General features: G+C 70.6%; 12 protein-coding genes. 9 read left to right on the top strand and 3 right to left on the bottom strand.

Annotated features, from left to right (window positions below):
- Positions 1-10: 10 nt before the first annotated feature.
- From FB559_RS09145 to FB559_RS09130, 4 genes are all read left to right on the top strand, one after another.
- Entirely contained in the window at positions 11-568 is a 558-nt protein-coding gene (locus FB559_RS09145; protein WP_141955201.1) for a hypothetical protein, read from the top strand.
- Positions 569-585: 17 nt separating this feature from the next.
- Positions 586-1,572, top strand: coding sequence for a hypothetical protein (locus FB559_RS09140; RefSeq protein WP_141955200.1), 987 nt, complete (start codon positions 586-588; stop codon positions 1,570-1,572).
- 69 nt (positions 1,573-1,641) lie between these two features.
- Positions 1,642-2,985: a S8 family peptidase gene (locus tag FB559_RS09135; protein WP_141955199.1), complete on the top strand. Its 1,344-nt coding sequence runs from the start codon at positions 1,642-1,644 to the stop codon at positions 2,983-2,985.
- A 319-nt stretch (positions 2,986-3,304) separates the two neighbouring features.
- Positions 3,305-5,236, top strand: a complete 1,932-nt coding sequence (locus FB559_RS09130; protein ID WP_141955198.1) for a hypothetical protein — start codon at positions 3,305-3,307, stop codon at positions 5,234-5,236.
- Between the two features lie 35 nt (positions 5,237-5,271).
- Here FB559_RS09130 and FB559_RS09125 read toward each other — a convergent pair whose 3' ends face one another.
- Positions 5,272-6,042 carry a hypothetical protein gene (locus FB559_RS09125; protein ID WP_141955197.1) on the bottom strand — a complete coding sequence of 257 codons (771 nt, stop codon included), beginning with the start codon at positions 6,040-6,042 and terminating at the stop codon, positions 5,272-5,274.
- 53 nt (positions 6,043-6,095) lie between these two features.
- Here FB559_RS09125 and FB559_RS09120 point away from each other — a divergent pair, with 53 nt between their 5' ends.
- Together FB559_RS09120 and FB559_RS09115 are read left to right on the top strand one after the other, a co-directional pair.
- Entirely contained in the window at positions 6,096-8,987 is a 2,892-nt protein-coding gene (locus FB559_RS09120) for an ATP-binding protein (RefSeq protein WP_141955196.1), read from the top strand.
- A 34-nt stretch (positions 8,988-9,021) separates the two neighbouring features.
- Entirely contained in the window at positions 9,022-9,567 is a 546-nt protein-coding gene (locus tag FB559_RS09115; RefSeq protein WP_185792110.1) for a thermonuclease family protein, read from the top strand.
- A 54-nt stretch (positions 9,568-9,621) separates the two neighbouring features.
- Here the strand turns inward: FB559_RS09115 and FB559_RS09110 are convergent, their stop codons facing one another.
- Positions 9,622-9,984 (bottom strand): DsrE family protein, encoded by a 363-nt coding sequence (locus FB559_RS09110; RefSeq protein WP_141955194.1) that lies wholly within the window; start codon positions 9,982-9,984, stop codon positions 9,622-9,624.
- Between the two features lie 10 nt (positions 9,985-9,994).
- A complete protein-coding gene (locus FB559_RS09105) occupies positions 9,995-10,639 on the bottom strand; it encodes a GIDE domain-containing protein (protein ID WP_141955193.1) in 645 nt (214 codons plus the stop codon).
- Between the two features lie 151 nt (positions 10,640-10,790).
- Between FB559_RS09105 and FB559_RS09100 the strand changes: the two genes are divergently transcribed.
- The 3 genes from FB559_RS09100 to FB559_RS09090 all read left to right on the top strand — a co-directional run bounded on the left by FB559_RS09100 (position 10,791) and on the right by FB559_RS09090 (position 12,701).
- Positions 10,791-11,276 carry a nitrobindin family protein gene (locus tag FB559_RS09100; protein WP_141955192.1) on the top strand — a complete coding sequence of 162 codons (486 nt, stop codon included), beginning with the start codon at positions 10,791-10,793 and terminating at the stop codon, positions 11,274-11,276.
- Between the two features lie 97 nt (positions 11,277-11,373).
- On the top strand, positions 11,374-11,790 hold the full coding sequence (locus FB559_RS09095) for a hypothetical protein (RefSeq protein WP_141955191.1): 417 nt from the start codon (positions 11,374-11,376) through the stop codon (positions 11,788-11,790).
- Between the two features lie 494 nt (positions 11,791-12,284).
- Positions 12,285-12,701 (top strand): Fur family transcriptional regulator, encoded by a 417-nt coding sequence (locus FB559_RS09090; protein ID WP_141955190.1) that lies wholly within the window; start codon positions 12,285-12,287, stop codon positions 12,699-12,701.
- Positions 12,702-12,709: the final 8 nt, after the last annotated feature.

Below are 12,709 nucleotides of genomic sequence, written 5' to 3'. Positions count from 1 at the left end.
GGTGATGGTCATGGGTGACGTTACGGGTGAGATGTACGGCGGTCCGCTCAAGGGCGACACCCCCGCCGACGACGAGAACCTGTACTCCGCCAAGGAGATCCGGCAGTGGGCGCTGGACACCAACCCGGACGCGGTCATCGACGCCGGACAGGCGTACGAGGACTTCAAAAGTGCGTTCCAGAGCGATGGCGACGGCGAGCTTCTGGGGTTTCTCAAGAAATTCGGATCCAATCTCGACACCGCCTGGGGTGGTCCGAAGAGCGGTGCGCCGGAGTGTCAGCAGCAGCTGGCGATGCTCTGGCAGTCCGCCAAAGCTCTGATCGACTCAGCTGAGATGCTGGGAATATCTCTCAAAGGCCACGGCGAAAACCACCTGAAGCCCTTCAAGAGTTATTTCCAGACGGACAGTTCGGGGCTCTATCACCTCTGGGGACTGTATACCAGCGCGAGCCAGTTTCAGTCTGACTGCTCTGACACCGGGATTCTGCCGGATTCGGGCTTCGCGAACTCGGAAGACGTGGGCAGCGAGTACGGCAACGCTGACTCAGGAGTAGTGCCCGGGCTGTGAAAAAGGGGACGGTCTAAATGGGTAACATGGCAGACGTCGACAAGATCGCACAGGCAAAGCTGAGGGAGCACAACGGCTTTATCGGCGATACCTACAACGGGATGCCGGGTTACCTCACGCTCGAACTGCCGCCCGGCACGCTTCCTCCGGAGGCCGTCCAGAACCCGGACATCCAGACCCCCCCGAAGCAGACCCCGTACCAAGACCCGAATTCTCCTGGGACAAGTCACAACAATCCTGGGTCGAGCGGGTCTCACGTGCCGAGCAGTAACGGTGTCGGCAGTGGCCTGCCGGGCAGCAGCGGCAGCGCCCACCCCGAGAACCTCAGCGCCCTGAACACCGGCGGCAGCCCGACCGGTCTCCCTACCGGCACCGGGCACAGTGGTGGTGGCACCGACCTGTCCGGGATCGGCGGCAACGGCCTCGGCCCCACGGGAACAGGGCTGGGTTCGCCTTCCGGAACCGGCGGTACGGGCGGCACCAATCTCGGCAGCGGACCTGGCACCGGCACGGGGCTCGGGACCGGCACCGGACTCGGGACCGGCACCGGCACCGGCACCGGCACCGGACTGGGCACCGGCGGTGGATCGACCCCCGGCAACCTTCCCGGGTACGTGCCTCCTGCGCTGGGCGGTGATCCGAGCAAGTCCGGACTCGGCAAGATCGGTGGTCTGGGCTCCGACCCGCTGGGACTCAAAGGGTCTGGCGGCGGTGGCTTCGGCTCAGGTTCCGGTTCGGTCCCTGGTGCAGGCTCAGGCTCGGTGGCCGAGAGCGGAGCCCTTGGAAGCAACGGGACGGTGAGAGGCGCCACCGCCGCGGAGGCGGCGACCGCGGCGAATGCCGCGAACGCCGGTCGGTCCGGCGGCATGATGCCGATGATGCCGCCGCCGATGATGGGCAATCAGGGAGCCGGGCAGGACCGTGACCGTGGCACCTGGCTGACCGAGGCCGAGGACATCTGGGGTTCCGACGACGGCGATGTCGCCCCGCCACTCATCGGCTGACGGCTCCCGTTCATTGCCCGGAAGCCCGAGCGCGGGCCGGCACCGGTGGCGTGAGGAGTGAGTGCACGATTGCGTAGTCCCCAACGGCTGCTGGCCGCTCTGGGCGCGCTGGGCATGGCCCTCGTGTCGGCACTTCCGGCTGCGGCGGCGGCCCCCCAGCCCCGTACGGACGAGTGGTGGTTCGCGCCGTGGAGCATCGAGCAGAAGGTATGGCCGGTCACCCAGGGGCAGGGAGTCACGGTCGCGCTCCTCGACGGCGGGGTCAATGCCGCCATGCCGGAGATCGCAGGTGCGGTGCTCCCGGGTACCGACACCTCCGGGCACGGGACTGACGGCCGTACCGATCTCAGCAAGTACGGGCACAGCACGAGTATGGCGGCGCTCATCGCGGGCCAGGGCCTCGGCCGTTCGCGGTATATGGGTACGGCGCCGCAGGCGAAGATCCTGCCCGTGGACGTGACGGGCGGTGCCATCTCGCCCGACAGGCTCGCGACGACACTGGCGCAGGGCATCCGGTTCGCGGCCGACCACGGAGCCAAGGTCATCGCCATGCCGCTGGGAGCCAGGGCGTCATCACCATGCCCCCCGGCGGTGGTGGACGCGGTCGCCTACGCCGTCAAGCGCGACGTGGTCCTCGTCGCGGGGGCCGGGAACACCGGCGACACCGACAATGACGTGGAGTTCCCCGCCTCGTGCGCGGGCGTGCTCGCGGTCGGCGCGACCGACGACTATTCGCGGCCCTGGAAGCAGACGCAGGCTCACGACTATGTGTCGGTGGCGGCACCGGGCGTGGACATGCCGACGATCGGGAAGAGCAAGGACTACTACTACGCCCACACGAACGGGACGAGCAATTCGACGGCCCTGGTCGCGGCGGCGGTCGCTCTGGTCCGTGCGGCGAACCCCACGATGTCCGGGCGCGAGGTCGTCCACCGTCTCATCGCCACTGCCCTGGACGTCGGCACGCCCGGCGCGGACGCCCAGACGGGTTACGGGATCATCCGCATCAGCCGTGCGATGGACACGAGTTATGCCGTTCCGGCGAACTCCCCGAACCCCCCGTACGAGCGCTTCGACCAGGCGCAGAACCCGCGAACCGCAGCGCCGGGCGCGACCGCGCCTTCCGGGGCATCACGGAACGGCCCCGGTCTGGGCCCTGTCGTCGTCATAGTCGTCCTCATCCTGGCCGTCGCCGTCCTGGTGGTGATCGTCGCGGGAAGGCTCGTCCGGCGGAAAGCGCAGTCGCGGAGGCCGGGGGGCGATGGCCCGGCCCCCGCCCCGACGGGCCCGGCGTCCACGGCCGGCCCGGCCCACGCACCGAGCCAGGGCGATCCGGCGGCCCCGGCCGGGTTCGACAGGAGCGCACGGCCGACCTTCGAACCGCCGTACGAAGACCATCCGCGCGGCGAGTGAGCCTCCGGCCTGGACGCACCGCTCTCAGGGGACGGGTGCCCGGGCAGCGGCGGCGGGCCTCGCCGTCCGGCCCTCCATACGGGACGTATGGTCGGCCACAGGGCTATGGTCGGCCACAGGGCGACGAACCGCCTCCACGGCAGCAGGGGTACCGGTAGCCCCTGGTACAAGATTGGGAGATATGTGGTGATGTGTCCCGCAATGGCCGGTTATGCCACTCCTGGTCACTCGACACCCCCTCTAGTCGGTTGAAACCGCACCCCACTTCACGCGAAGCTTTCTACGCTGTGCCCCTAGAGAAGCCGAAGAAGTACGGGACGTGGTCGATGTGACAGCCCGCGAAGCGCGGTTACTGCAACCGGGCCGCGTCTACGTCGGCTGGCGCTATGCCCAGGTCCACGACGATCCTGGGCCTCCACCGAAGCGACCGACACCTCCTGAGTCGGAACAGCTCGACCGGGCGTGGCTGGCGTCGCAGCGGCAGAAGGAGAACCTCTTCAACCGGCCGCTCAAGATGGTCGGCGTCGCCACCGGCGTCGGAGCGGTGCTGTTCATCGCGGCCGGGATCAGCGGCACCCTTCCGTGGGCGTTCGCCATCGCCGGCCTCGTGGCGTGCGCCGCCGTCGCCGTCATCACCGGCTACTCCATGTGGCAGAGCGAAAAGGCGCTGCGCGCCCGTATGGCGGAGGAGAACGAACGCTTCCAGCGCAAGGAGGAGGACCGGCGCCGTCGCCTGGAGGCCGCACACGCGGCGCACGCGCGTGCGTACCAGGTGTGGCAGCACCGCCGGGAGGCCTTCGAGTCCCAGCACGAGTGGTACGCCGTCACGGTGCCCCAGGGAGTGGGCCGGGTCGACGTGGCCGGAGGCACCCTGGCCGGCTGGTCGGCGATGGTCACCATGCTGGGCGCGGCGAGGCTGGCCAGCGGTTCGGAGGTCACCGTCCTGGACCTGTCGGAGGGCGCGGTCGCCAAAGAGCTCGTCGAGCTCGGCGACGACCAGGGCGAGCGGCCGCTGGTCTGGGTGCTGCCCGGCGACCTGCCGCAGCTCGACCTCACGCACGGCCTGGGGCCCGAAGAGCTCGCCGACGTGCTCTCGCTCGTGGTGAGCGTGAGCGAGGAACAGGCCAGCACCCGCGACCTGTCCTTCGACAACACCATCCTCGAACGCGTCCTCGGAGTGTTCGGCGGCCGGGCCTCGATCCCGCGCATCACCGCCGCCCTCCGCGCCCTGGCGCAGGTGGGAGACCCGCGTGACGACCTGCGCGACGGGCTCATCACCGATGATGAGCTGGCGAAGATCACCACGATGTTCGGCCGGGGCGCCGCCGACCGGGTCGTCATCGAACGGGCCTGGGCGCTGGAGTCACAGCTGCGCAAGCTTGAGAAGCTCGGCTCCAACCCGACCCTGCTCCCGCCGAGCCGGCTACGCGTCATCACCACCGACCGCCGCGCCGGCGTGCTGACCAACCGCGTGCTCGGCACGTACGTCACCGCGGCGCTGACACACGTGCTGCGCGCCTCCAAGGGCGGCGAGCCGTGGGCCAACACCCTGATCCTGTGCGGTGCCGAGAAGCTGCGTGGTGACGTTCTCGACCGGCTGATCGACTCGTGCGAGGCGACCTCGACCGGCCTGGTCCTGATGTACCGCTCGATCCCGCCGCACGTGAAGGAGCGGCTGGGACGCGGCGACGCGGCGGTGGGCTTCATGCGGCTCGGCAACGCCGAGGACGCCCGCGTCGCGGCCGAGCAGATCGGCACCCGCCAGCTGCTCGAGGTCGCCGAGCTCACCGACAAGCTGGCCGAGGCGGTCGCCGACCCGGAGAACGGTTCGTACACCAGCACGGTCGGGCGGTCCGTGCCCTCGGTCTTCGACGGCACCGGCACCTCCGAGGAGGCGCTGCCCGACGGCATCGGCCGCGCGACGGCCTGGGGGCAGAACACCTCGCGGGCCGCCGACGCGGGAAAGGGCTCCCGCGAGTTCGCCGTCGAGCCGCAGGAGCTCCAGCAGCTCCCTCCCACCGCCATGATCTTCACCCATGCCGAGCCGTCCGGGCGGCGCATCCTCCTGGTCGACGCGAACCCCGGCATCATGACGCTGCCCACCGCGAACATCCAGGAGTACGAGGAGGCCACCGGCCCCTCGCGCGCCCGTCACGCCAAGCCGGACGTCACCCCGCCGGACGGATCACGGCCGGCACCCAACCTCGGGCCGCCACCGGAGCGTCTCGACTTCCGCAAGAAGAAGCGCTGACCGACGGAGAAGCCGGCGCGTGCCGGCTCCTCCGGTCAGTGGAGCCGGCCCATCGCGGCGGTGACCAACGACATCGCCTGGCGCCTGGCGTCCGGGTAGGCGAGTCTCCGGCCCACCAGCTTCTTGTGCCCACGCGCGCCCGGTGGATAGTCCGCGCCGCGCCACCTCACCGTCAGGACGACGTTGCGCCTGCGGACCTCCACCAGCGCGCCGCCCATGTCGTAGGCCTTCGCGCTCTGCTCGCTGGGTCCGGACACGACGAGTTTGGACGCCGGTGCGGCGAACGCCTCATCCCCGAGCCCGTCCACACGCTCGGGGTCGCTCTCGAAGCCGCCGTTCCGGTCGCCGTCGGCGGCGTAGCCGAGGTCGTCGGCGAAGTCCTTCGCGGCCTTGACCGTGCCCGACGAACCCGAAGACGCGGTCTTCTCCAGCCGGAACTCCACCTCGAGCGAGCGCGACCGGTCCGGCCGCAGCAGCTCCCACGTGCACAGGCCCTCGAAACGGTGCGGCTTCAGCGGGCGCACGTCGGCGGGAAGGGCCGGCCCGGCGGCCGTACAGGAATCCGGCACCGCCACGTACTCGACGGACGGGAGTGCGCGGGCCGGTGACGGGGCGCCATCGCCGTACCGCAGGAATGCCAGGGTGCCCACCAGCAGGATCGCCATCAGCACCGCGATGAGCAGTACCCGCCGGTCATGCGAGGGTTCGCCAGGCGCGACAGGACCCTCAAGGCCGGGTAGCAGCGGCGGATCGGACGGCTCCGGATCCTCCGGCGGGAGGAAGGTGGGCCTGCCTTGGTCGGACACGACAAGTCATTCCCCTCTGGCACGAAAGGGTGCGTTCCTGTAATCCTGCATGGATGGCAGGGGTTGCTGGGGGACTTCAGGGACCGTGGTACCGAATTCAGGCGATTCTGTCACCGGCCCGTAGTGCCTCCGCCGAATGGGACTTCGTCACGGTCCTGCCGGCGGTGCTCTCGGCGGCGCAGGGCGGCCGGCCGTTCGTCGTGGGCTGGATGTCACGGGGCGGAGGCGCGCCCCTCGAGCTCATCACCAACGCGGGTCCGCTCACCCCGTCGGACGAGCGGCAGCAGGGCCTGCTCTTCCCCAACGGCGCGCGTGGCGTCGAGATCGGCGACGACTGGCTTGCCGACGCCGCGGCGATGACCTGGAGCCGCTGTCCGGCACGGCTCGCGCCGCCGCTGATGTCCACCCGCGACGACGCCGGCCCGAGTCTCTTCGAGTCGACGCTGGTCACCCTGATGGGGCGCCCGTTCGGCTGGCTGGTCATCGCCGAACAGTGCGACGAGCAGGTACTGAAGGACGAGGTCACCGACCTGCAGTACGAGCTGCAGGTGCAGCGCCGCGGTGACGACGAGCTCGCGGTGGAGCGGATCGAGCGCCGGATGGCCGAGCTGGAGGCGTTCCAGGAGGCCGGGCTGTGGCGCGTACGCGTGCTGGCGGGCGCGGAGTCCGCTCAGGAGCTGGACCAGATCGCGCCCGTCCTGGTCGGCTCGGTCGAGATGAGCCACCACCCGTACCGCCTGCGGTCCGGAGAGCGGTCCGTGCGGTTCCACGAGGCCGTTCACGTCGACACCCAGGACCAGGACCTCAAGTCCCCGTTCATCGCCACCGCGGGCGCCCTGGCGGCGCTCGCCGGGCTGCCCCGCCGCGAGGTCCCGGGCCTGCGCGTCCTCGACGCCGGCTACTTCGACGTCACCTCCGAGGTCGGCGGCCCCGACGCGAGTCCCGCGCAGCGTGAGGGCCTCGCGCTGGGCGCGATCCTCGACGGGCAGGACCGCCAGGTCGGCACGTTCACGGTGCCGCTGCAGACGCTCAACCGGCACGTCTTCGTCACCGGCTCGACGGGCTCGGGCAAGTCGCAGACCGTCCGTCATCTGCTCGAGCAGCTGACCAAGGCGGGCATCCCGTGGCTGGCGATCGAGCCGGCCAAGTCGGAGTACGCCGCGATGGCGGGCCGGATCGGGGAGCCGGTCACCGTCGTGAACCCCTCCGACCCGGCGGCGGTCCCACTGTCGATCAACCCGCTCGCGCCCGAGCCGGGCTACCCGGTGCAGGCCCACATCGACATGGTGCGCGCGCTGTTCCAGGCCGCGTTCGACGCCGAAGAGCCGTTCCCGCAGATCATGTCGCAGGCGCTGCAACGCGTGTACGAGGCCAACGGCTGGGACGTCGTCACCGGCCGGGGCCGGCCCGGGTCGGCGATCGAGCCGGCCGTGCCGACGCTCGAACAGCTCCAGCAGGCCGCCCTTCAGGTCATCAGTGACGTCGGGTACGGGAACGAGCTCATGGCCGACGTCAAGGGCTTCGTCGACGTACGCCTGCGGTCGCTGCGGATCGGCTCGGCGGGGAGGTTCTTCGAGGGCGGCCATCCGGCCGACATCGAGGGCCTGCTCGGCAAGAACGTCGTGCTCGCGATCGAGGACGTCGCCAACGACGAGGACAAGGCGTTCCTCATGGGCACGCTGATCATCCGCATCGTCGAGCATCTGCGGCTCCGCGCCCGCCGCCAGGGCAACGACGCGCGCGGACTCGAGCACGTCATCGTCATCGAGGAGGCACACCGCCTGCTGCGCAACCGCGGCGAAGAACGCGCCAGCGCGCACGCGGTGGAACTGTTCGCCGGGATGCTCGCGGAGATCCGTGCGTACGGCGAAGGCATCATCGTGGCCGAGCAGATTCCCACCAAGCTCGTCCCCGACGTCGTCAAGAACACCGCGCTCAAGGTCGTGCACCGGCTGCCCGCCTACGACGACCGGCGGCTGGTCGGCGCCGCGATGAACCTCGACGAGGACCAGTCACGCGAGGTCGTGTCGCTGCCGCCCGGCGCGGCGGCCGTGTTCGCCGACGGCATGGACCGCCCGCTTCGGGTGCGGGTGCCGCTCGGACGCGACCGCGAGCGGACCCTGCCCGGGCCGATGCCGCCCATCGCCGCACGGCGGTCCGCCGCCTGCGGCGGTCAGTGCCGCCACGGGCGCGCGTGCTCGCTGTACGAACTCCGCGAGGCTGACCTGCTCGCCACCGCGCCCGAGTGGGCATGGCTGCGGGTGTGGGCGGACACGTTCGTCCTGTCTCATCTCGTCGACCGCCCGATGCCGCGGGTGCCGGACGAGCTGGGCGACATCTGGGCGGCCCAGCACCCACGCCTGCGCGAGTGCATGCTCGCGACCGTGCTCGACCGCGTCGTCGGCCGGCGTTCCGTGATGCTGCGCGCGGCATACGCTCCGGAGGACCTCACCGAAAGCGTCGCCGGAGTGGCCGACCGCCTGCTCGGCGGCGCTCGCCGTCCGGAGGACCCGCTGCCCGGACCGGTCTGGGTGATTCCCCAGCTGCGGTGGCTGCACGAGATGAGCCGGCTGTTCCCTCGCGGCAGGGACATCCCCGACAAGCACGACCCGGTCCCGCCGCTGGACTATGAGCTGCCCGGCCTGAGGCAGCCACCGGAGCCGCTGTTCGGGCACCGCGTACGCGCGCTACGCCGCCATCCACTGTCCATGGCGCTGGAGTCCAACCGGCCGGTCGTACGCGTGGCGATTCTCGGCGAGGACGATCATGTGGAATTCGACCGGGACCTCGCCGTGATCGGCGTCGGCCTCGACCCCGCCGACCGGATCACCCATGCCGCCGAGCGGATGCGGGTCACCTGGCTCGAGGACGTGCTCGACTGGCCCCATCGCTTCACCTCCGCCTTCGAGGACCCCGGGGGAGCACTGCCGTTCTTCGACACGTGAGGAACTGTCGGCGGCGCCGTGCAGACTCGCAAGGGTGACAGGGGCGACCGCGGCGGCTCTCGGGTGCCTCGCCGCCGCCGTGGCCTGCGCACCGGCGAGCGCCCCGCGGGCGAGCCGCCCCTACCTGACCCACCGGCCGTCCTGCGGGCCGGGGTGCGGTGCGGTGACGGCCGGCGTGGTGCGCGTCATCGACGGTGACACGCTGGTCCTGCGCACGCGCGGGCGGCCGGCGCGGGTGCGGCTCATCGGTGTGGACGCGCCCGAGAAGTGGCTGCGCCACGACTGCTTCGGCGCGGAGGCCACCCGAGCGCTGCGCCGGCTCACCCCGCCCGGATCGGCCGTACGCGCCACCGGCGACGCCGAGCCGCGCGACCGGTACGGACGGCGGCTCCTCTACCTGTGGACGCCACGTGGGGTGCTGGTGAACGCCGCGCTGGTCCGCTCGGGCTTCGCGCGCGCCATGGCCGTACCGCCCGACACGCGGTACGCGGCCGTTCTCCGCGAGGCGGAGGACGCGGCGAGGCGCGCACGGTCCGGACTGTGGCGGCCTTCTCCGGCCGGATGCGGTCCGTCCCAGTGACGGGGCCATGGCCGGCCGTCGGAGGCCTAGCGGCGCGGCCCTGGACGGGTGCCGTCAGTACACGAGCGCCTGAGCGCCCTCGGCGATGATCTCCTCGACGAACGTCGGGGCACCCGCGATGCGGATGCCCGGAATCACCTCGTCATCGGTGATGTCCCGCCGTGCCGCGCACTGGGTGCAGACCGTGACCTGGGCGGCCGAGAGCACGATGCCGAGCAGGTCCTCCAGCGGAGTGGCGTGCGGAAGCTCGAACTCCTTGGCGCGGCCCGGCAGGGCGAACCACGCGGATTCGCCGGTCAGCCAGAGCGATACGCCGACCCCGCTCGCCACCGCGGCGGCAGCGACCGTAAAGGCCTGATTGCACCGTTCGGGCGACTCTGCGCCCGCCGTCACCTTGATCACGAGTGATCGTGCCATATCCGGCACACTAGTCCTGTGCGGCGGTGAGCCGCACGGCCGGAGTCCTCGACACGATGAACGGCTGCATCGAGGGCTTGCCGATCACCAGGTCACCGAGCTCGGTGCGCGCCTGACCGACGACGTAGAGTGGATCGCCGACGGTGACGACGAGCTCCTCCACGAGGAAGCCGAGCGTGCGTTCGCGGTGCCGCGGGCGCAGCCGGCCACCGAGCATGGCCGACAGCCGGGTGGTCAACGGGCCGTTCGGGACGTTCTCGAATTCGGCGAACGCCGGCTCTCCGAGCTCCAGCCGCGCGCCACGGGCGTCCACGCGCACGGCCGCGGTGTCGCCGGTGACGTACAGCGGGCCGCTCAGTTGCTCGGCCACCTTGACGTGCCGGACGACCTTCGCCGGGCCCAGCGGGCCCGGGCGCCAAGCGTGGTAGCGCTCGTGCACCGTCAGGGCGTACCAGACACAGGGTGTTCCGGAGAAGGGCGCGGTGATCTGCCCGGCCGGGCCGGCCGTGGCCCGTCCGCTGATCTCGCGGAGCCGCCCCACGCCGGCGTCCGTGACCGGCTCGGCCTTGTCGATCACCCGCCGTCTGCGCGCCGTGCCGACCTTCTTCGACACCGCGTCGGCACCCGCCTCGATCCCGGCAGACAGCAAAGTCATCAGCGCGTACACCCGTGTCCTCCTCGACCCTGAGGGCCTCTTTCAGGCTAGGAAGATCAGACGCGGCGGTGGCCCCATCGGTTCACCGGTGACGCCTTGATCGCAAGCCCGATCAGGCTATCGCGCGTAAACCCGACTACGCTGGCCGTACATGGAGCATGAGCTGCACCCCGACCTTGAGCCGCTGAAATTCCTCCTCGGAGACTGGGAGGGCGCGGGCGTCGGCGGTTATCCGACCATCGAGAGCTTCCGCTTCGGGCAGGAGATCTCATTCAGCCACATCGGCAAGCCGTACCTCATCTACACGAGCCGTACCTGGCGTCTTGACGACGAGGGCAACCTCGGCGCCCCGCTGGCACGCGAGAGCGGCTACTGGCGCGCGCAGCCCGGCGGGCGCGTCGAACTGATAATCGCGCATCCGACCGGGATCGCCGAGATCTACATCGGCGAGGCGACCGGCACGCGGGTGGACCTGCGGAGCGACGTGGTCGCGCGCACCGAGACGGCCAAGGAGTACACCGCCGGACACCGGCTGTACGGCCTCATCGGCGAGGACCTGGGTTACGCGTACGACATGGCGGCCGAGGGACAGGGCCTGCAGTCCCATCTGTCCGCGCAGCTCAAGCGCGTCTCCTAAGGCCTGTCTCGAAGTCCTCGGTCTGGGCCCCCAGGCCTGGGCCCGCCCGGTCTGGGCGTGCTCGGTCTGGGCCCCACCCGTCGTGGGGCTCATCCGCGTGGGGCTCATCCGCGTGGGGCTCATCCGCGTGGGGCTCATCCGCGTGGGGCTCATCCGCGTGGGGCTCATCCGCGTGGGGCTCATCCGCGTGGGGCTCATCCGCGTGGGGCTCATCCGCGTGGGGCTCATCCGCGTGGGGCTCATCCGCGTGGGGCTCATCCGCGTGGGGCTCATCCGCGTGGGGCTCATCCGCGTGGGGCTCATCCGCGTGGGGCTCATCCGCGTGGGGCTCATCCGCGTGGGGCTCATCCGCGTGGGGCTCATCCGCGTGGGGCTCATCCGCGTGGGGCTCATCCGCGTGGGGCTCATCCGCCTGGAGCCCACCCACCTGGAGACCCACCCACCTGGAGCCCACCCGCCCGGGGGTGCCATCCCACTCTCATTGTCCAGCCAGAACAGCGGCGGGCGGAAGTAGAGCGGGGTTCTGTGGATAACCACGCCCGGGCGGCGCTCAGGCGGCGCCACACGGCACCAGCATGACCCTGCGACAGACCCCACGGCGGACCGGTCTCGAAGGACTTCACGGAGTCGGCTCCAGGGTGCACGCGCGTCCTGGAGTCCGTACCGCGGGCGGGCATGAGACGACCCCCGGGCTGTTCCTGCGAAGCAGGGGCCGACAGGACTGGGTCGGCCGGCCACGGGGGTCGGGTGTCTGCCTGGGTCTCGCCGGCCGCGTCCTCGACCGGTTGCCTGCCCTCAAAAAAAGGAGGCGAAGGCGGGACGGCGACTAGCGGACAGCCACCTCACGAGTCCTCGTACTATGCATACTTCAGGACCACCTCCTTTCGCGCGTAATCCGCACGCTAGATCAGGTCGCCCGACGAGGCAAGTGACTTTTCCGCCCTGCCGCCCTCCGATCGGCCGCGAGGCGCGCCCCAGCCGAAGACGCCGCGGCATAAACTCGATTCCGTGACGGAACCCTGGCACAAGGAGCTGCGAGCGCGGGGCTACCGTGTGACGCCCCAGCGCCAGCTCGTGCTCGAAGCGGTGACCGCGCTGAGTCACGCGACTCCCGAGGAGATCTGCGCCGAGGTGCAGCGGACCGCGCGCGGCGTCAACATCTCCACCATCTACCGCACCCTTGAGCTGCTCGAACAGCTCGACATGGTCAAGCACACCCATCTCGGTCACAAGCCGCCGACCTACCATCTCGCCGCCGAGGCGGAGCACGTGCATCTGGTGTGCCGCGAGTGCGGTGAGGTCTACGACGTGGACCCCTCCGTGGCCGACGGCCTGGTCGAGGTCCTGGGCGCCGGCCATGGCTTCGAGACCGACGTGCAGCACCTCACCGTCTACGGACGCTGCCGGAATTGCCGGAAGTCGTAGTCTTGCGG

It is taken from the genome of Actinoallomurus bryophytorum (assembly GCF_006716425.1).
Lineage (GTDB): Bacteria > Actinomycetota > Actinomycetes > Streptosporangiales > Streptosporangiaceae > Actinoallomurus > Actinoallomurus bryophytorum.
The sequence above is the reverse complement of the archived record's forward strand: the minus strand, read 5'-3'. Positions and strand labels throughout refer to the sequence as shown.